Source organism: Rhodococcus spelaei (assembly GCF_006704125.1).
GTDB lineage: Bacteria > Actinomycetota > Actinomycetes > Mycobacteriales > Mycobacteriaceae > Rhodococcus_G > Rhodococcus_G spelaei.
This window is the reverse complement of the sequence record NZ_VIGH01000003.1, coordinates 268657-288290: the sequence shown is the minus strand read 5'-3', so window position 1 is coordinate 288290 and position 19634 is coordinate 268657. Positions and strand designations below refer to the sequence as shown.

Here is a 19634-nt window from a genome sequence, read left to right as displayed (position 1 = left end):
TCGCCGATTCTCGTTCAGCGCGCCCGGCCCTCCTCGAAGGACCGGGCCGCCTTGTGGAAGTTGGTGATCCGCTCGCCGAGCTCGAGGACGCTGCAGTTGCTGCAGTAGGGATTCTCGCGGGTCTGGTTCACCGTGGTCCGAAAGGCGAGGCAGCACGCGTCTCGCCGAGTGAACATCCACGGTTCGCCGTCGAACTCGGCACTCTCGAAGCTGACCACCCGGCCGATCTCCGGGCGGCAGGCGACGAAGGCACGGGCATCGTCGAGATACCTGTCTCGGTCTGGTGAGGACCAGGACAGCGTGAGCATCGCACTGCCGACCGTCATTCCGACGTTGGACCACAGGCTCCGCAGTCCCGCTCTGGACTGGTTACGCACGGCTCCAAGACACGCATCGATGTTGCCGGCGAAGAAGGCGTCCGCGACGCGCGACGCCAGCCCCGCTTCCTGCCCGGGCGGGCACGGCTGAGGCCCCCGCAGGAACGACAACCGCTCTATCACCCCCGCACGGCGCAGTACCTGCACGTTCCCCAGCGACGGATCCAGAAAGGCGCCGTCACGGTACAGAACGGCCAGCACCGGCGCACTGAGCCTCGCGCAGTACTCGGCCAGCAGCAACGAGCCGGCGACTGCGTCGCTGACCGCCCCGCGCGCCTCCCGTTTCGTCGCGACCGCGTCCGACAGTCCACTCCCGAACAGGTCCGCCGCGGGAATCCATCCCGGCCCGACCTGCGGGCCGACGAAAGCGACGAATCGGTCACCCAACGCCTCTGCGTCCGCGAGAACTCCACCATCGATCACCCGGCTCACGAGTCGGCACCCCGCCGGGGCAGGATCGGGGTGTCCGCAATCAGCGCACGCGTGTGCGGGTGCGCCGACGCAGTCAGAAGCGTGCCCGCCGCCACGTGCTCCACGATCCGACCGTGCTCGAGCACCGCCACCTCGTCACACAGCAGACTCACCACGACGATGTCGTGGGAGATGAACAGGTAACTCAGGTCCCGGACGCTCTTCAGCTCACGCAGCAGGTCGAGCATCTGTGCTTGTGCGGGAAGGTCGAGGGCCGAGAGCGGCTCGTCGAGCAGCAGCAGACGCGGCTCGGGAGCCAGCGCGCGGGCAATGCAGATCCGCTGGCACTGGCCGGTACTGAGCTCGTGCGGGAACCGCTCGAGGTAGTCGCCGCCGAGCCCGACCTGCTCGAGCAGGGACGCTGCTGCTGCGTCCCGGTCGGATCGGGGCCGGTCTGTGAACCATGTGTCCAGCGGCTCCCGCAAGCTTCTGCGAACGGTCCAACGCGGATTCAGGCTTGCCCGTGGATCCTGGAAAACGGTCTGGATCTCACGACGCTGCCTCCTCGACCGGCTGCCTCCGAGCCTCCCACCGTCCCAACGGATCACCCCTCCCGATGGCCGCTCCAGTCCCGAGATGCACCGCGCGACAGTCGACTTGCCGGCACCCGACGTCCCGACCAGACCGATGATCTTGCCCGCACCGACGGTGAGATCGATTCCGGCGAGCACAGCCTTTCCGCGGTAGTTCTTTTCAAGACCCTCAACAGAGAGCATCGTGACGCTCCTTCGGATGTTCGATTCGTGGGATCGCGTCGATCAGTAGGCGCGTGTGGTCGGCCCGCGGGTTGTCGAACAACTCGGCCGTCACCCCCTCCTCGACGACCCTCCCGTCGTGCATGACGACGACGCGGTCGGCCAGGTTTGCCACCAACCGGAGATCGTGGGAGATGAAGAGCATCCCGATTCCCAGTTCAGTTCGGAGAGCGGTCAGTTCCTCCAGGATCCGGGCCTGGGTACTGACGTCGAGTGCTGTCGTCGGCTCGTCGGCGATCACCAGTTGCGGCCGGTTCACCAATGCCATGGCGATCACCACCCGTTGTCGCATGCCGCCGCTGAGTTGGTGGGGGAACTGCCCGAGCACGTCCACGGGCAGGCGCATCAATGCGAGCGTCTCGATCGACCGATCGCGAGCGTCCCGGCCGGACAACCCGTGCGCCGTACCGCACTCGTCGAGTTGTGCGCCGATCCGCAACAGCGGATTCAGCGCGGACATCGGGTCCTGCGTGATCAGCGAGACGTGCCTGCCGCGAACCGGTCGCCAGTCGTCCCAGGACCAGCCGGTCACGTCCTCCCCGAGAAGCGAGACGGTACCCGCACTCACCCGCAGCGGGGCGTGGACCAGACCCAGCAGCGCAGCCGCCAGCGTGCTCTTCCCGGAGCCCGACTCCCCAACGAGTCCAACGCATTCCCCCGCCCGGATGCGCAACGACAGGTCCGCGATCACGGGGGCACCCTCGATCACCTCGACACCGAGGGCACGGACGTCCACCACGATCGGCGGCATCACGTCCGTGCGGTCCCGACACGCACTCGCACGCTCCTCGAGTCGCATGCGCCGCGCCCGTTCCTTGCTGCGCCGCACCGTCCCTCGTCTGCTGCGCCACCGGTCTCGGAATCGGCGCGGAGACAACTGGTGCGCGGCACGGGGGTCGATGGCGTCGCGGACGGCGTCACCGACGTAGTTGGCGCAGATCACGACGAGGAAGATGGTGAGCCCGGGCGCCAGGAACACCCACGGAGCCTCCTCCAGGTAGCCCCTGGCCTCGTTGAGCATCGCACCCCACTCCGGCGTCGGCTGTTGGATGCCGAGTCCGAGGAACGACAGCGCCGCGACCCCCAGGATGACCTCGCCGAAGTCGACCATCGCCACCACCAGGACCGGACCGACGACCGCACCGGATATGTGGGTCCGCAACACCTTGACCCGGCCGCTACCGGCCGCCCGCGCTGCGACGACGTAGCCCTCTTCCTTCGCCTGGAGGACCAGCCCCCGCACGATGCGGGCGTACGCCGGCCAGGACACCACGGACATCGCAATGATCAGCCCCGCCAGGCCGGTTCCGAGCAACGCGGCGATCGCGATGGCCAGGACCAGCCGCGGGAAGGCGAGGAGCACGTCGATCATCCGCGTGATCGCCAGATCCACGACACCGCCCAGGTACCCGGCAAGGCCGCCGAGCACCGACCCGACGGTGACGATGACCAGCACGGCCACGGCCGCGGCGGCCAACGACGCCCGGCCGCCGTACATCAGCCGGGTCAGCACGTCCCTGCCGAAATTGTCGGTGCCGAGCGGGTTTTCGGCAGAGGGTGGGAGCAGCGCCTGCACGAAATCGACCGCGGTCGGATCGTGGACGCTCAACCACGGCGCCGCGACGGACACCGCGACCACGGCGACGAGCAGTGCCACCGCCGGTCCCACCAGTCTGTCGCGGCGGAGCACCGCACCGCACCGCGATGCCAGACCGGCGCGGGTCGTCGTGCTCATGCCCCGACCCCGACTCGCACCCGTGGATCGACGACTCGATAGAGCAGGTCCACCACCAGGTTCACGCTCACGCAGATCACCGCCATCATCAACGCGAACGCCTGGATCACGGGATAGTCCCGGCCTGCGATCGCATCGACGATGTAGCGGCCCACCCCGGGCCACGAGTACACGGTCTCCACGATCACCGCTCCCCCGAGCAGCCCTCCCACGATCAGTCCGGATGCGGTCAGGACCGGAAGTAGTGCGTTGCGCAGTGCATGTCTGAACACTATCGACTGCAGCGGTAGACCTTTCGCCTCAGCTGTGCGCACATAGGGCTGAGCCAATGCGTCGAGCATGGACGCACGCAGCAGCCGCGCCACACCCCCGGCCATCCCGATCCCGAGAGTGATCGCGGGCAACACCAGATGCGCGGGACCGCCCCTGCCGAAGGTCGGCAACCAACCCAGCTGGACCGAGAAGACGTACATGAGGAGCAGCGCCAGGAAGAAACTCGGCATCGAGACGCCGAGGAGCGAGACGACCCGCAGGACGCGGTCCGGGCCGCGGCCGTGATGGACCGCACCGACGATCCCGGTGGGGACAACGATCAACAGCATGACCACGAGCCCGGCCGCCGCCAACTCCAACGTCGCCGGCAGCCGCAGCATCAGCTCGTCCACGATCGGAGTGCCGCTACGGAACGACGCCCCGAGGTTGCCCGTGAGCACGTCGCCGAGCCAGGCAAGGTACTGAACCGGATACGTCCGGTCCAGGCCCAACTGGGTTCTCAGCGCAGTGATGTCGTCTTGAAGCCGACTGATGTCGGCACCCGGTTCCGCCATCGCGAGCAGGATCGCGTGCGTCGGATCGCCCGGAATCAGGCGCAGCAGCGTGAAGAGCACCACCGTGATGCCCAGCAGCACGGGAATCGTGGCGAGCACGCGAACCACCGTGTATCGCACCATGGTCGGCTACTCGGACAGCCACATCGTGGGCAGGATCTTCTTCGACAGGTTAGGGTCGACGCCCTGCACCTTCGTCGAGTACCCGGTGGCCCACTGGGTGGAATTGAACAGGTAGATCACGGCCACGTCGGCCGAGACCTTGTCCTGCACCTGGTGCGCCAGGTCGATTTGCGTGGCCGGGTCGAACTCCGATCCCAACTGGTCGATCAGCCGGTCGACGTCCGGATCGCTGAACCCGCCGTAGTTCGAGACCACGCCGGTCCGGTAGTAGGACTTGAGCTGGCCGGCCAGGTCACCCGTGGCGCTTCCGCAGGAGCAGTAGGTGGCGACTTCGAAGTCGCCGTCGATCATCAGCTGATTCGACGCGGTGGTCTCCACCGAGTTCAACTCGACGCCGACTCCGATGTCCTTCCACTGGCTCTGCAGGGCGATGGCCAACGGCTGGAAGATTGCGTAGGTGAGCATGGAGAACTCGAGGCGATGACCGTCCTTGCCGCGCACACCGTCCGGACCCGCAACCCATCCGGCATCGTCGAGAAGCTTGCGTGCGCCGACGATGTCGGGGCTCAGCGCCGGACCGCTGTCGAGGGCGTACGGCAGACCTGCCGGGAAGTGCCCGGTGGCAGGGGTTGCAAAACCGCGGTTGAGTCCCTCGATGAGGGCGCCTCGATCGACCGACAGGTTCAGCGCCTGGCGCACGGCCTTGTCCTTCAGCGCCGGGACCTTCGCCATGTTCATCCAGACGTTGCGCGTGGTCGGCGCCTGCGCGTAGACGTCGAACTCGTCGGGGCGCTGCTCGTACCGGACTCGCGAATCCACCTCGACGTTGAACTCACCGTCGACGTCACCGGAGAGCACGGCGAGCTGCCGAGCCTGTGAATCGGTGCCGAGACGCGCATCGATGCCCCGCAGATGCGGGCCGGACGGCTGGATCCGGTAGTTCGGATTCCATTCGGCGACAAGCACTTCACCGGGAACGAAGCGAGTCGGCTTCATGTACCCGGTGAGATCCGGTCTCGCGTTGTACTCCGCGCCGAGCCGGTCGGCCTCGGCGGCATTGTGGATTCCGTAGGTGGTCAGGCGGAAGGCAAATCCCGGATCCGGATTCGGCGTGCGTATCTGCAGCGTGCCCGGGTCCTTGACCACGAACTGCAGCCCGCCGAGCACCGACGAGGCACGCTTGTTGAGCTTCTGATGGCGTTCCAGAGCGGCTTTCACCGCGGCCGCGTCGACGGGCGCACCACTCCAGAAGGTGGCGTTCGGCTGAATCGTGAACTCCCACAACGTAGGTTCGACGTTCGACCAGGATGCGGCCAGTCCCGGGGCGAGCGTCGCATCGTCGTTCTGCACGACCAGCGGCTCGGCCAGGCCGTTCTCGATGATCCGCTGTGCGTCGATGTTCGTCGGGTCCAGCGAACGCGGCATGTTGGCGGTGACGAACCGCAAGACCTGCGAATCGGCTGGAGCGGCACCTGTGCCACCTCCGACGGCACCCGAACCTGCACATCCGGTGGCGAACACGGCTAGGGCCGCAACCACAGCGGTCCTGATTGTTGATGATTTGTGAGACAACGAGCACTCCGGGTCACGAAGGCAGCCGACGTCGCGGCGCGGTTGACAGACCTCCGATTCGACAGAATCGGGGGTGAGGGGTGTTGAGAATCGGTAAGCGCGCGCTCAGTGGCGCGCAAGCACCGAACGGCGAAGAATCGCGAGTGAGGGGGCACGTCCGCCGTGACATCGGGGGACGAACGAAGGCGGCACACATCGACGATCGACGTGCGCCGCGGACATCACGTGAGTACGCAACATAGCGGCGAGGCCATCTCTCTCAGGGAAATCCGCCCTGGATTCAGAGGTTGCGATGACGTGAGTCTCCTGGCTCTCGGATCAACGCTCGCCTCGCCTTCCCACCCCGCAGGGTCGTGGCATGTCGAGGTTCGCTTCCCGATCACAGTGGCGGGACCGCACCGGATTCTCACCGGCTTCCTCGTCCGCCATCGCCTGACGTCGAGAAGTTAGCACAGCCTCCACCGAGATCACGGATCAACCCGGCAAACCAGACAGCGACCAAGGCCGCTCAGGCGAAACGGGCGAGCAGCCGCTGCGCGTCGGCCGCGATCTGCCGGACCACGTCCCCGGCCGGGCGCGCGGCATGCACGAGTCCGACGGCCTCGCCCGCGTACACCACACCGAGCGCCGGGTCGGCGGGGTCATATGCCTCCTCCAACCGCTCCACCGGGGTGTCGGTGCCGTGGAAGTCGCGGGTGAAGTCATTGACGACGGCCCTGCCACCCCACCGGTCGGGCCAGGGCTGGTGACGCGCGCGGTCGAACACCGAGGTGTAGACGGTGTCGGCGCTGCCCGCGCTCACCACCCGCTCGCGGGCGTAGTCGGGGCCGACCGTCTCCGGGCTGGCGAGCAGCGCGGTGCCGATCAGCGCGCCCTCGGCGCCCGCCGCGATCACCGCCGCCAGACCGCGGCCGGTCCCGATGCCGCCCGCCGCGGCGACGGGCAGATCGGTCGCGTCGAGCAGTTCCTGCAGCAGCGGAAGCGTGCCGATCCGGCCGGTGTGTCCGCCGGCCTCACCGCCCTGGGCGATGATCAGGTCCACCCCGGCCAGTTCGGCGATCCGCATGTCCTCGAGCGTGTTGACCTGGGAGGCAACGGGAATCCCCGCCGCATGTACCCGCGGGACGTAAGCGGCCGGGTCACCGAACGACAGGGTTATCAGCGCCGGATGCTGTGCGATCGCCGCGTCCAGCAGGCTGTCGTCGTCGTCGAGCGACCACGTCATCAGGCCGACGCCGAAGCGCCCGCCCAGTTCGCGTGCGACGGCGGCCTCCTCGGCCACCCACTGCGCAGTGGCGTACCGCGCGGCGCCGAGCAACCCGAGGCCACCGGCCTTCGACACCTCGCCCGCCAGCGTGCCGCCGGCCCGACCACCCATCGGCGCGCCGAGGATCGGCACCTCGATGTCCAGATTCCGGGTCAACCAGGTCTCGAGCACGTCAACTCCGTTCTGCGACTTCGTCGCCTGTGCGCGCCAATTACCCCAATCGGGGTGCACGGCGCGCACAGGCGCAGCGCCTACTTCTTGGGCTTGTCCGCCACCGATTCGTTGGACAGTGCCGCCACGAAGGCCTCCTGCGGAACCTCGACCCGACCGATGGTCTTCATCCGCTTCTTGCCCTCCTTCTGCTTCTCGAGCAGCTTGCGCTTGCGGCTGATGTCGCCGCCGTAGCACTTGGCGAGCACGTCCTTGCGGATCGCGCGAATGTTCTCGCGCGCAATGATCTTCGCGCCGATCGCGGCCTGGATCGGCACCTCGAACTGCTGACGCGGGATCAGCTCGCGCAGCTTGGTGGTCATCTTGTTGCCGTAGGCGAACGCCGCGTCCTTGTGCACGATCGCACTGAACGCGTCGACGGCCTCGCCCTGCAGCAGGATGTCCACCTTGACCAGCGCGGCCTGCTGCTCGCCCGACTCCTCGTAGTCGAGGCTGGCGTAGCCCTTGGTCCGCGACTTGAGGGCGTCGAAGAAGTCGAACATGATCTCGCCCATCGGCAACGTGTAGCGCAGCTCGACGCGGGTCTCGGAGAGGTAGTCCATGCCGCCGAGCTCGCCGCGCCGGGACTGGCACAGCTCCATGATCGCGCCGGTGTACTCGCTCGGCGCGATGACGGTGCACTTGGCCATCGGCTCGTACACCTCGCGCACCTTGCCCTCGGGCCAGTACGACGGGTTCGTGACCTCGTGCTCGGTGCCGTCCTCCATCACCACGCGGTACACCACGTTCGGCGCGGTGGAGATGAGGTCGAGGCCGAACTCGCGCTCGAGTCGGTCGCGGGTGATCTCCATGTGCAGCAGCCCGAGGAAGCCGCAGCGGAACCCGAATCCCAGGGCCACCGAAGTTTCCGGCTCGTAGGCCAGCGCCGCGTCGTTGAGCCGCAGCTTGTCGAGGGCGTCGCGCAGCACCGGGTAGTCGGAGCCGTCCATCGGGTACAGGCCGGAGTACACCATCGGCTTGGGGTCGCGGTAGCCGGTCAACGGCTCGGTGGCGCCGTTGCGGAAGGTGGTGACGGTGTCACCGACTCGCGACTGGCGGACGTCCTTCACACCGGTGATCAGGTAGCCGACCTCGCCGACGCCCAGGCCGACGGTCGCCTTCGGTTCGGGCGAGATGATGCCCACCTCGAGCAGTTCGTGCGTGGTGCCGGTCGACATCATGGTGATCTTCTCGCGGGGACGGATCTTGCCGTCCACCACGCGCACGTAGGTGACGACGCCGCGGTACGAGTCGTAGACCGAGTCGAAGATCATCGCGCGGGCCGGGCCGTCGGCGTTCCCGACCGGGGCCGGCACCGTCTTGACCACCTCGTCGAGCAACTCCTTGACGCCGACACCGGTCTTGCCCGAGACCCGCAGCACGTCCTCGGGCTCGCAGCCGACGATGTGCGCGATCTCCGCGGCGTAGCGGTCCGGGTCGGCGGCGGGCAGGTCGATCTTGTTGAGCACCGGGATGATGGTGAGGTCCTTCTCCATCGCCAGGTACAGGTTGGCGAGGGTCTGCGCCTCGATGCCCTGCGCGGCGTCGACGAGCAGCACCGCACCCTCACAGGCTTCGAGCGCGCGGGAGACCTCGTAGGTGAAGTCGACGTGGCCGGGCGTGTCGATCAGGTGCAGCACGATCTCTTCGGTGCTGCCGTCCTCCTTCTCGACGGTCCAGGGCAGCCGCACGTTCTGCGCCTTGATGGTGATGCCGCGTTCGCGCTCGATGTCCATCCGGTCCAGGTACTGGGCTCGCATCGCCCGCTCCTCGACCACCCCGGTCAACTGCAGCATGCGGTCCGCGAGCGTGGACTTGCCGTGGTCGATGTGCGCGATGATGCAGAAGTTCCGGATCCGGGCGGGATCCGTGAACGTGGTGTCTGCGAAGCTGCTGATTTCTGGGCCCCTTAGCTGGACTGGCACCGGCCCGGTTCCGGACCACTGTCACCTATGCAGGATATCCAAGTGACCGGGCCGCAGACGCCTCGGTCCCGTCGGAGGCCGATAGATTCGACGCCATGGCACGAAGCTGGACCGCAATCGGCAAGCAACTCGGGGACCTGGCCAAGCGCGAGGGCCCTCGACTGTTCAAGGACCTGCAGCGTTCGGGCGTGCTGCCCGGCGGGTCGCGCACCCCGAAGGCCGTACCGCCGCGGCGGCCGGCGGCCCCCGGCCGCCCGGTGTCGTCGGTCGCGGTGCCGACCGCGCACCGGGCGCGGAAGGTCGAGTACTCACCCGACCTCGACGGTCGCGCCGACCCGGGCGAAGTGGTCTGGACGTGGGTGACCTACGAGGAGGATCCGAGCCAGGGCAAGGACCGCCCGGTACTGGTGGTCGGGCGCGACGGCGCGACGCTGCTGGGCCTGATGCTCTCGTCGAACGCCGGCCGCGAGGGCGAACGCAACTGGATGGGCATCGGCACCGGCGCCTGGGACGGCGAGGGCAGGCCCAGCTGGATCCGCCTCGACCGGGTGCTCGACGTGCCGGAGGCCGGAATCCGCCGCGAGGGCGCGATCCTCGACCACCGGCGCTTCGAACAGGTCGCGGCGCGGTTGCGCCACGACTACAGCTGGAGCTGACCCCTCGAATCAGTCGGTGGTCGAACCGAACTCGACGTCCAGCCGCAGCCGGTGGGTGTCGTCCCCGTCGACGACCAGTTCGCCCGTCCCGGTGATGCCGGCGAGTTCGCCGGTTCCGCTGGTGGGCACGATCACGAGGTGATGGTGCGAGCGGGTCTCGCCGTCGGTCGTCGCCATGTGCGCGAAGTTGAAGGCCCCGCGACGGCCCGCGACCGTGCCCTCGAACGACTCCATCGCAACGTAGGTCCCGGTCCCCGTCTCCTGGGAGAACGCCGAGCTGAACTGGGTGCGAGACTGCCCCTCGAGGTCACCGCTGAACGACTTGGTCATGAACGTGTGTCCGACGTCGAGGCCGGTGCGGATCGGCGAGGTGTACTCGGTGGGCTCGAAGGACGTGACGGCGAAGGTGCTGTTTACCTGCATGGGCTCAGACTAGGTCTCGAACCGGCTGCGGCTATTGAATATTCGCGACACGCCCGGCACCGAAAACGGGTGATGGGAACCGTCATTCGGCCTGACCGAATGATGGTTCCCATCACCGTGCGACTGCCGGTGGTGTCAGTCGTTCATGCGGTTGTACCTGCCGAACAACGCCCGGTAGGCCAGCGCGCCGAGCGCACCGCCGACGAGCGGGAAGACGATGAAGGCCCACAACTGCTTGGGCGCACCGTCCTGGAAGAACGCGACGCCGATGCTGCGCGCCGGGTTGACCGAGGTGTTGTCGATCGGGATCGACATGAGGTGGATCACCGCGAGGGTGAAGCCGATCGAGACACCGGCCATGAACACGTCCGAGATCTGGTCGGTGGACGCCAGCACCACGAACACCAGCAGAGCGGTGAGCAGGATCTCGACGACGATCATCCCGCCGAAGCCGTAGCCACTCTGCAGGACTGACCCGAGAGGTCCCTGAATTGCGGACGGACTGTGATCACCCCATCCGTTGGCCCCGAGTCCGTTGGCCGCCCGGTCGTAGGACGGCAGGCTCTTCGCCACGGCGAACAGCACGACGCCGGCGACGAGGCCGCCGATCACCTGCGCGATCCAGTAGATACTGGCCGTCACCGCACTGATCCGCCCGAGCAGGAGGTGCCCGAACGTCACCGCCGGGTTCACGTGGCAGCCGGAAATGGGGCCGATCGCGTAGACGAGGAAGAGGAGGGTCAGACCGAACGCGAGCGCGACGCCGAGGTTGCCCACCTTGGCGCCGGCGATCACCGCGGTCCCGACGGAGGCGAACACCAGCACGAAGGTGCCGATGCCCTCCGCGATGTACTTCTTGACGTCCGAGATGGGTTCCTTCTCGAACACTTCCTGGGCCGTAGGAGACATGTGCCACCTTTGCTGAATAGGGTCATGTGTAAGGAAACTCTCAAATCGAGACGCTAACGCGGGAAAACCCCCCTGTCCGGGCGCCACGCCGTTCCCGACGGACCGGTAAGTCTGACCAGCGCCGGCAACCGTCGGGTGATGCGGTAACCTCTGGGTCAGCGGGGTGCGACGCGTCGTCGCTTGCCCCACACAAGGCCACTCGGTTTGGGTTGGCCCCGCCATCCCTGGTAGCCTCGAACTTCGGCGCCCGTATGCGCCCGAAGCTTCTTTGACAAGAAACCAGCAAAGACGACAGGATTTTACGCGTGGCCAACATCAAGTCCCAGGTGAAGCGGATCCGTACCAACGAGCGTCAGCGACTGCGCAACCAGTCGGTGAAGTCCTCGCTGCGTACCGCGATCCGTTCCTTCCGCGAGGCCGCGGCTGCGGGTGACAAGGACAAGGCCAACGAGCTCCTGGTCTCCGCGAGCCGCAAGCTCGACAAGGCTGCCAGCAAGGGCGTCATCCACGCCAACCAGGCCGCCAACAAGAAGTCGGCCCTCTCGCTGGCCGCGAACAAGCTCTGATCTGAGACGTCAAGCAAGAACCGCCCGGTCCTCGACCGGGCGGTTTTTCGCGTGTCCGTGGCCCGTCGTGCGGGTCCTCAGCCCCTCAGCTCCGACACCCGGCGCACCGCGAACTCGACGGCGTAGTCCGGGTCGGCGGCGGCGCCCTTGACGTCCGCGTTGAGCTGCGCGACCACCCCGAGCGCGGTGCCGATGGTCTCCGGCCGCCAGCCGCGGGCCTGCCCCTGGGCCTTCTTGATCTTCCACGGCGGCATGCCCAGCTCGGACGCCATCCGGAACGGATCGCCGCGGCCGGCCGAGGCCACCCGCGCGACCGTGTGCACCGCGTCGGCGAGGGCGTCGGCGAGCAGCACGTGCGGCACGCCGCGCAGCATCGCCCATCGCAGCGCCTCCATGGCCGCGACCCGGTCCCCGGAGACGGCGAGTTCGGCGACGTCGAAGCCGGAGACCTCCGCCTTGCCCGAGTAGTAGCGCTGCACGGCAGCGACATCGATCTTGCCGCCGGTGTCCGCCGCCAGCTGGGAGCACGCGGCTGCCAGTTCGCGGAGGTCGGACCCGACCGCGTCGAGCACCACCTGGATCACCTCCGGGGAGGCCCGCACCCCGGCGGTGCGGAACTCGCCGCGCACGAAGTCGGGCAGAGCGGACTTGGCGAGCTTGGCGCACTCGTGCACAGTGGCGCCCGCTTTCTGCAGCGCGCCGACCATCGCCTTCGCGCGACCACCGCCGGAATGCAGCACCACGAGTGTGAAGCCCTCGGGCGGCGCGCTCGCCGCGTCGAGCAGCAGCGTCACCGCATCCTTGCCGGCCTCCGCGGCGGCCTCGAGCACGATCACCTTGTCCTCGGCGAACAGTGACGGGCTGAGCAGTTCGGCCAGTTCGGCGGGGCTGGCGTCGCCGGCCCGCAGCCGGCTGACCGGCACGTCCTCCGCGGTGGCCGAGGCCGCCCGCACCTGCGCGACGACCGCCGCGACCGCGCGTTCGATCAGGAGTTCCTCGTCACCGAGGACGAGGTGGAGCTGGGCGGGCGGGGAGGTCGGGCTCACCGGACGATCGTGCCACGCCGACGGTGGCTGACGGCAGTGGCCCCGCCGCCGGACCTGCTCACCGCGATGTCCCCGCCCTGGTCGGTGCGCGCGACACTCGCACCGCCGTCACGGACGGTCGCGAGCACGCCCGGATTCGGGTGCCCGAAGGTGTTTCCCGCGCCGACCGACACGACCACCACCCGCGCCCCGACCGCACGCAGGAACTCCGGCGTCGTCGTGCGCGAGCCGTGGTGCGGCAGCTTGAGGATGTCGGCGGTAAGCGGCACGTGGTCGCGCAGTAGGTCCCGCTGGCCTTCGGCCTCCACGTCCCCGGTCAGCAGGATCCGGCCGACGGCCGTGTCCACCGACAGCACCAGTGACTGGTCGTTCGCGGCGTCCGCGGCGTCGCGGCGGTCCCGGGGCACGGGCAGCGTCGGACCCAGCACCCGGAATGTCAGCTCCCCCACCCGCAGCGCCTGTCCCGCCCGCACCTCGCGCAGCGGCACCCCGACCGCCGACGACTGATCGCGGACGCGACGAAAACCGTCCTCCGGCAATCGCATCGGCCCGATCACCACCTCACCGACCGTCCGCCCCCGCAACACCCCCGGCAGACCGTCGACGTGGTCGGCGTGCAGGTGGGTCAACACCACCGCCGCCACCGTCCGCACCCCGAGCCGGTCCAGGCAGCCGTCGACCAGGCGTGGCTCCGGGCCCGCATCGACCACCACGACCGCCCCGCCGCCGGCGTCGAGGACCAGCGCGTCGCCCTGCCCGACGTCGCAGGCCACCAGCACCCAGCCGCGGACCGGCCAGCCCGGCCAGAGCACCCGAACGGGCACCCATACCAGTGCCAGTCCGAGCACGACCGCCGCCGTCATTCGCCGCAGTCGCGGTCGCCGCATCGCGACCACCAGTGCCACCACCGCGGCGGCCGTCACCCCGGCACCGAGCAGGCCCGACGGCACGGTCACCGTCGCACCCGGCACCCCAGCGGCCTCGCGCGCCACCCACAGCAGCCACCACAGCGGCGGACCGGTCGCTCGAACCACCAACTCCCCCAACGGCATCCACGCGGTGGCGCCGACCGCCGCCACCGCGCCCACCACGGTCACCAGCGCGATCACCGGGGCCACCGCGAGGTTCGCCACGATCGCGACGGTGCTCACCGTGCCCGACATCGCCGCCACGATCGGCATCGTCACCACGTGTGCGGCGGCCGCCACCGCGACCGCCTCGGCCACCGCCCGGGGCCAGCCGCGGGCGGTCAGCCGCTGCGCCCAGCCCGGTGCGATCAGCACCAGTGCGGCCGTCGCCGCCACCGACAACGCGAACCCGAAGTTCACCGCGAGCGCAGGCGAGAGGGCCAGCAGGACGATCACCGCGGCCCCGAGCGCGGGCATCGCCTGCTTGCGACGACCGGCGACCAGGGCCAGCAGCGCGACCGCGCCCATCACCGCCGCCCGCAGCACACTCGGTGAGGGGCGGGCCAGGACCACGAAGCCCACCAACGCGAGTGCCGCGATCACCGCGGAGGTGCGCGGCCCGAGCGCCAGAGCCCGCACCAGCAGCAGCACCGCGCCGAGGATGATCGAGACGTTGGCCCCGGAGACCGCGGTGAGGTGCGTCAGGCCCACGGTCGTGAAGTCGTCCTTGACGCCGGTCGGCAGGGCCGAGGTGTCGCCGACCACCAGCCCGGGCAGCAATCCGGCCGGATCGGGCGGCAACACAGCCGCGGCCGCCGCCGCGAACCGGGCTCGCACCGCGCCCGCCGCCCGCTGCGGCCACGGGGCCGGCTCGACGTGTCGGGGCGGGCCGACCGCGCGGATCACCGCGACGGTGAGGTCGCGGCGCAGCGGCGGACTGACCGCGCCGCGCAGGGTGACCGGTTGCCCCGGCAGCAGGTCGCTCCAGCCGTCAGCGGGCGCGAACACCAGTACCGCCCCGCCGATCTCGGTGTCCCCCGCGCCGATGCCCGCGCCGAGCGATCGCAGGTTCGCACGGATCATCACGGTGTCCCCGGAGGGCGAGCGCACCGGTTTCGGGTCGTCCACCGGCACGGCGGTGACTGTCGCATTGCCACCCGCCGCGGCGAGTGCGGCCAGCGGATGCGTCGCCACCGCGTGCTCGCGAGCGGCGGTCGCGACCGCGAACCCGGCGCCGACCAGGAGCGCGGCCACCGCGATCGCCGCCACCGCGGTCCGTCGTCCGAGCCAGCCGACCACGCCTGCGACGACGACCGCGCCGAGCGCAAGCCACAAGGACGCCTGCCAGCCTGCCTCGATGCCGGTCACCGTTGCCGCCCAGCACATTCCGGCGGACGGGAGCAGTCGCAGGTCGACCGCCCCGGTCTCCGGTGCGGCCATCAGACGGTCACGAGGTCACGCAGCTTCTGCAGCCGGCCGGGGCCGATGCCGTCCACCTCACCGAGTTGTTCGACATCGGTGAAGCGGCCGTTGGTCTGCCGCCAGGCCAGGATCGCCGCGGCCGTCACCGGGCCGACCCCGGGCAGGGCGTCCAACTGTTCGGCTGTCGCGGTGTTCAGGTTGACCTTCCCGCCGGCGGCGGGGGCGGCGGACGTCCCCGCGGTGGACGATCCGGCCCCGACCGTCGCGCTCCCGACCGTGACGGCCGCACCCTCCGGCGGGGCGAGGCCCACCAGCACCTGATCGCCGTCCGCCAACTTCTGCGCGAGGTTGAGCCCGAGCAGGTCCGCGCCCTCCCGCGCGCCGCCCGCCGCGGCGAGCGCGTCCGCGATCCGCGCACCGGTCGGCAGGTGCACGAGACCCGCGGTGCGCACCAGTCCGACCACGCTGACCACCATGTCGAGGGCGGGCGGTGCGACCGGATCGGCAGGCGGCGTGGGTGCGGGCTGGGGTGCCGATTCGGATACCGGGGCTCCGTCGGCCTCCACCGCGGGCAGCGGCGCGACCGCGTGCGCCACCGGGCGGTCTCGCCACGCCCCGACCACCCCGACCACAGCAGCGACCACCCCGACCAGCACCAGCGCGGCCACCCCGCGTCGTCCCGGCGCGAAGCGCGCCCGCGGCCGGGACGGTGGCGGGCCGGGCTCGAGCCAGTCGGGGCGCCGCCCGGCCTGCTGGTCCGGCTCCTCGGCGTCCTCGTCGCCGGCCGGCGCGACGCGAGTGATCGCGTCGAGTCGCCGCCTGATCTGTTCGCGTGCCTCGTCCGTGCTGCGCATGCCCCGACGCTAGGACCGCGGTCCGCCTCGGCCTGCCGCTCGAACTGCGAAATCGGCTGCCGCTGTGGATAGTTTTCGGCCTGTGGATGAACAGTTTGGCCCGGTCAGTGCGCGGGCCGTAACCACTACTGCGGGTTCGACCGAATTCCCGCGCCCCCGGGTATCACCAGCACCCCGACCGCTCCCGGTCCGACGTGCGCGCCGAGCACCGCCCCGAACTCGGAGACCACGAACTCGCTCGCGTGGGGCAGCCGTTCGCGCAGTGCCGCGGCCACCTCCTCCGCCCGGTCCGCGGCCTGGAGGTGATGCACCGCGACCGCGACGTCGCCGTCACCCGCGAACTCCACGATCCCGTCGACCAGCCTGGCCAGCGCCTTGGTGGTGGTGCGGGTCTTCTCCTTGAGCACCAGCTTGCCGTCCGCCAGGTGCAGCACCGGCTTCATGGCGAGGGCGGTGCCGAGCAGCGCGGCGGCGGTACCGATCCGGCCGCCGCGGCGCAGGTGGTCGAGTCGGTCGACCATGATCAGTACCCGACCACGGTCGGCCACCTCGACCGCGCGTTCGTAGACCGTGCGCAGGTCCCCACCCGCCGCCGCGACCCGCGCCGCGGCCAACGCCGGATAGCCGGTTCCCATTGCGGTGGACTGGGAGTCGACCAGCCGGACTGTCGGTCCCAGTGCCTGTGCGGCCTGCCTGCCCGCCTCCCAGGTGCCGGAGAGCTGGCGGGAGATGTGGACGGCCAGAACCCCGTCGCCGTCACTGTCCTCGAGCGCCCCCGCGTACACCTCGGCCAGCTCGCCGGGGGACGCACCGGAGGTGGTGACGGTCGCGCCGGCGGGCAGGTCGTCGGGCATCGGGTCGAGTCCCTCGCGCAGGTCCCGGCCGTCGACCAGGACGTGCAGGGGCACCACGCGAATGTCGTACTGCGCCACCAACTCGGGGTCGATGCAGGCCGACGAATCGGTGACGACGACAACGGGCATCGGCGTTACCGCGACCCGTCCGCGACGCTCACGCTCCCGGTATCGGCCGCCAGTGCCGTCCTGATGGCGGACAGCATCGCCGCGGCCACCGCCTCGTGCCCGTCCCAGCCCCAGTGGATCCCGTCCGGGTTGCCGCGGTCGGAGAACACGTTGTCCCGCACGGCCTCCGCGAGGTCGACCAGCGGCACACCCTTCTCGGCGCCCCAGGACTCGAGCGCCCGGACCGCCGCGGGGCGGCCCGTGTGCACCTTGCCGTAGGCCTCGCAGTCGTGCACCGACGGCAGGGTTCCGATGACGGGCAGTTCGGGTCGCATGTATTCCAGTGCCGCCCTGGAGCTTTCGAGATACTCGCCGCTCAGCTTCGGCGGCAGTGCCACCGGCCAGCCGAGCGGCGAGAGCCGCGGCTGCAACCACTGGTAGGTCGAGCGCACCACCCGCCGCAGCGCGGGCGGACGGACGTACCGGATCTGTTCGCGCAGCGCGGTCGGCAGCGGCGACGGCAAAGAGTCCATGCCGCCGACGGCGAACACGACCGCACCGGCCCGCGGCACAGCGGCCCACACCCGCGGGTCCTGGATCAGGGCCCAGTAGGCGTCCCGGCTGGTCCAGCCGATCCGCGCGACCAGTTCGACGTCCCAACCCAGCTCCGCGGCGACCAGGCTCGGCCAGATCCGCGGGTGGTCGGCGGCCAGACCGCCCTTCGGTCCGAAGTACGACAGCGAGTCGGCCAGGACCAGCAGGACCGGCCGCTCGGCGGGCGCCGAATCCGACGCCGCGAGGTCAGAGGACATCGCCGGCCACCGTCGCCGAGGCGTTCCACACGTCGAGTCGCCAGTTCACCGCATCCGGCTCCCCATGCCCACTGAGCTGCACCCAGCTGGTGTTACCGAGGCCGCCGAGCACCGGCCACCGCTCCACGGGCAGGTCCAGCAGGGCCGCGGTCAGGGCGGCGATCAGCCCGCCGTGCGCGACCAGCACGATCGGGTCCTCGCCCCACTGCTCACGTGCGGCGACCAGTTCGGCGACCACCGGCGTCGACCGCCGGGCGACGTCGATGCGGCTCTCGCCGCCGGGCGGTGCCCAGCGGGCGTCGGCACGCCAGGCGGCGCGAGCGCCGGGATCGCGCTCGTCGACCTGGGTGTGCGTCAGGCCCTGCCACTGCCCGAGGTGTGTCTCGCGCAGTCGCTCGTCGCGCGCGACCGTCAGCCCGGTGTGCTCACCGAGCGCGGTGGCGGTGTCGAGGGCACGGCGCAGGTCCGAACTGATCAACGCGACGGGCTCCCGGTCGGCGAGCGCGCGGGCCGCGGACTTGGCCTGGACGCGACCGAGTTCGGACAGGTCCGTGTCGAGCTGGCCCTGCATGCGGTCGTCCGCGTTGTACTCGGTCTGGCCGTGCCGGAGCAGGATCAGCCGCCGGGCGGGGCGGCCGGACGTCACTGCTCGCTCTCCCCGTCGGTCGCAGCGCGCTCGGCAGTACCCTCGGTCGCGGTGCGCTCGATGCCCTCGACGGCGATGACCGGGCAGTCCTTCCACAGTCGCTCGAGGCCGTAGAAGTTCCGCTCGTCGTCGTGCTGGACGTGCACGACCATGTCGATGTAGTCCAGCAGCGCCCAGCGCCCCTCGCGGGTGCCCTCCTTGCGGACCGGCTTGTGCCCCGCCTCGCGGAGCTTGTCCTCGATGTTCTCGACGATCGAGTTGACCTGACGCTCGTTCGACGCGGAGGCGATGACGAAGCAGTCGGTGATGACCAGCTGCTCGGAGACGTCGAGGACGACCACATCGTTGGCCAGCTTCTCGTCTGCGGCCAGCGCTGCGATGCGCGACATTTCGGTGGCTTCGGCGGATGCGCTCACTTACGTGTTCTCCCGGTTCTGCGGTTGGATGTGACTCTTGTCCGGTGCCGGTTGCGACACGGTGACAGCCCCGTCGAGGCGCTCGGCGTCGAGCGGTCGGTAGAGGTTGCGTTTGGAGATGTACTGCACCACCCCGTCCGGTACCAGGTACCAGACGGGCCGGTTCTCGCTGGCCCGTCGGCGACACTCGGTCGAGGAGATCGCCAGGGCGGGGATCTCGACGAGCGTGAGCGCGTCCTTCGGCTGGCCCGTGAGGTGCTCGGCGAGGTGCTCGATGCCGAGTTCGAAGCCGGGCCTGCTGACGCCGACGAACTTCGCCAGCCGGAACAGCTCCTCCCAATCCTGCCAGGACAGGATCGTTTCCAACGCATCGGCGCCGGTGATGAAGTAGAGGTCCGCGTCGGGATTCTGGGCGCGCAGGTCGCGCAGGGTGTCGACGGTGTAGGTGGCCTTCTCCCGGTCCACGTCGACGCGGCTCACCGAGAAGCCGGGGTTCGAGGCGGTCGCGATGACCGTCATCAGGTAGCGGTCCTCGGCGGGACTGACCTCCTTGCCCGCCTTCTGCCAGGGCTGGCCGGTCGGGACGAAGATCACCTCGTCGAGACCGAACCTGTCGGAGACCTCGCTCGCCGCGACCAGGTGACCGTGGTGGATGGGGTCGAAGGTGCCACCCATCACCCCCAGCCGCCTGCGGCGCCTGCCGACTGTCTCTGCGCTTCGCACAAGGATCGAGCTTACTGGCTTGCCCGACC

Annotated in this window: 19 protein-coding genes and 1 riboswitch; of the genes, 2 read left to right on the top strand and 17 right to left on the bottom strand. The window is 69.7% G+C overall.

Annotated elements, in window-relative coordinates:
* Positions 1-14: 14 nt before the first annotated feature.
* The 7 genes from FK531_RS08060 to lepA all read right to left on the bottom strand — a co-directional run bounded on the left by FK531_RS08060 (position 15) and on the right by lepA (position 9262).
* Entirely contained in the window at positions 15-809 is a 795-nt protein-coding gene (locus FK531_RS08060; RefSeq protein ID WP_142097434.1) for an IucA/IucC family C-terminal-domain containing protein, read from the bottom strand.
* Complete coding sequence (locus tag FK531_RS08055; protein ID WP_142097431.1) at positions 806-1564, bottom strand: ABC transporter ATP-binding protein; 759 nt, start codon at positions 1562-1564, stop codon at positions 806-808. Before FK531_RS08055 ends, FK531_RS08060 begins: the two co-directional genes overlap by 4 nt.
* Positions 1551-3338: a dipeptide/oligopeptide/nickel ABC transporter permease/ATP-binding protein gene (locus FK531_RS08050; RefSeq protein ID WP_142097428.1), complete on the bottom strand. Its 1788-nt coding sequence runs from the start codon at positions 3336-3338 to the stop codon at positions 1551-1553. The genes FK531_RS08055 and FK531_RS08050 overlap by 14 nt, the downstream gene beginning before the upstream one ends.
* Positions 3335-4288 carry a nickel ABC transporter permease gene (gene nikB / locus FK531_RS08045; protein ID WP_142097425.1) on the bottom strand — a complete coding sequence of 318 codons (954 nt, stop codon included), beginning with the start codon at positions 4286-4288 and terminating at the stop codon, positions 3335-3337. Before nikB ends, FK531_RS08050 begins: the two co-directional genes overlap by 4 nt.
* 6 nt (positions 4289-4294) lie before the next feature.
* Entirely contained in the window at positions 4295-5713 is a 1419-nt protein-coding gene (locus tag FK531_RS08040; protein ID WP_181762862.1) for an ABC transporter substrate-binding protein, read from the bottom strand.
* Between the two features lie 426 nt (positions 5714-6139).
* Positions 6140-6324, bottom strand: a riboswitch (cobalamin riboswitch).
* Between the two features lie 44 nt (positions 6325-6368).
* A complete protein-coding gene (locus FK531_RS08035) occupies positions 6369-7298 on the bottom strand; it encodes an NAD(P)H-dependent flavin oxidoreductase (RefSeq protein ID WP_142097418.1) in 930 nt (309 codons plus the stop codon).
* Positions 7299-7378: 80 nt separating this feature from the next.
* Positions 7379-9262: a translation elongation factor 4 gene (gene lepA, locus FK531_RS08030; protein WP_290367612.1), complete on the bottom strand. Its 1884-nt coding sequence runs from the start codon at positions 9260-9262 to the stop codon at positions 7379-7381.
* 95 nt (positions 9263-9357) lie between these two features.
* Between lepA and FK531_RS08025 the strand changes: the two genes are divergently transcribed.
* Positions 9358-9918 carry a type II toxin-antitoxin system PemK/MazF family toxin gene (locus FK531_RS08025; protein ID WP_142097415.1) on the top strand — a complete coding sequence of 187 codons (561 nt, stop codon included), beginning with the start codon at positions 9358-9360 and terminating at the stop codon, positions 9916-9918.
* Between the two features lie 9 nt (positions 9919-9927).
* Here the strand turns inward: FK531_RS08025 and FK531_RS08020 are convergent, their stop codons facing one another.
* Positions 9928-10341, bottom strand: a complete 414-nt coding sequence (locus FK531_RS08020) for a DUF3224 domain-containing protein (RefSeq protein WP_142097412.1) — start codon at positions 10339-10341, stop codon at positions 9928-9930.
* Between the two features lie 135 nt (positions 10342-10476).
* The gene (locus FK531_RS08015; protein ID WP_142097409.1) at positions 10477-11250 is read right to left on the bottom strand and encodes an aquaporin; all 774 of its coding nucleotides are present in this window, start codon (positions 11248-11250) and stop codon (positions 10477-10479) included.
* 305 nt (positions 11251-11555) lie between these two features.
* Here FK531_RS08015 and rpsT point away from each other — a divergent pair, with 305 nt between their 5' ends.
* Positions 11556-11816: a 30S ribosomal protein S20 gene (gene rpsT, locus FK531_RS08010; protein WP_142097406.1), complete on the top strand. Its 261-nt coding sequence runs from the start codon at positions 11556-11558 to the stop codon at positions 11814-11816.
* Between the two features lie 77 nt (positions 11817-11893).
* On the opposite strand, the gene holA is transcribed toward rpsT, so the two are convergent.
* The 8 genes from holA to nadD all read right to left on the bottom strand — a co-directional run bounded on the left by holA (position 11894) and on the right by nadD (position 19605).
* The gene (gene holA / locus FK531_RS08005) at positions 11894-12862 is read right to left on the bottom strand and encodes a DNA polymerase III subunit delta (RefSeq protein ID WP_142097403.1); all 969 of its coding nucleotides are present in this window, start codon (positions 12860-12862) and stop codon (positions 11894-11896) included.
* Positions 12859-15210 (bottom strand): DNA internalization-related competence protein ComEC/Rec2, encoded by a 2352-nt coding sequence (locus FK531_RS08000; RefSeq protein WP_142097400.1) that lies wholly within the window; start codon positions 15208-15210, stop codon positions 12859-12861. Before FK531_RS08000 ends, holA begins: the two co-directional genes overlap by 4 nt.
* Positions 15210-16046, bottom strand: coding sequence for a ComEA family DNA-binding protein (locus FK531_RS07995; protein ID WP_142097397.1), 837 nt, complete (start codon positions 16044-16046; stop codon positions 15210-15212). Before FK531_RS07995 ends, FK531_RS08000 begins: the two co-directional genes overlap by 1 nt.
* Positions 16047-16171: 125 nt before the next feature.
* Entirely contained in the window at positions 16172-17029 is an 858-nt protein-coding gene (locus FK531_RS07990; protein WP_142097394.1) for a DegV family protein, read from the bottom strand.
* A gap of 5 nt (positions 17030-17034) precedes the next feature.
* Positions 17035-17820 (bottom strand): diglucosylglycerate octanoyltransferase, encoded by a 786-nt coding sequence (octT, locus tag FK531_RS07985; RefSeq protein WP_142097391.1) that lies wholly within the window; start codon positions 17818-17820, stop codon positions 17035-17037.
* On the bottom strand, positions 17810-18391 hold the full coding sequence (locus FK531_RS07980; protein ID WP_246098047.1) for a histidine phosphatase family protein: 582 nt from the start codon (positions 18389-18391) through the stop codon (positions 17810-17812). The genes octT and FK531_RS07980 overlap by 11 nt, the downstream gene beginning before the upstream one ends.
* Positions 18392-18462: 71 nt before the next feature.
* Positions 18463-18882 carry a ribosome silencing factor gene (rsfS, locus tag FK531_RS07975; RefSeq protein ID WP_142097386.1) on the bottom strand — a complete coding sequence of 140 codons (420 nt, stop codon included), beginning with the start codon at positions 18880-18882 and terminating at the stop codon, positions 18463-18465.
* The gene (gene nadD / locus FK531_RS07970) at positions 18883-19605 is read right to left on the bottom strand and encodes a nicotinate-nucleotide adenylyltransferase (RefSeq protein ID WP_290367611.1); all 723 of its coding nucleotides are present in this window, start codon (positions 19603-19605) and stop codon (positions 18883-18885) included.
* Positions 19606-19634: the final 29 nt, after the last annotated feature.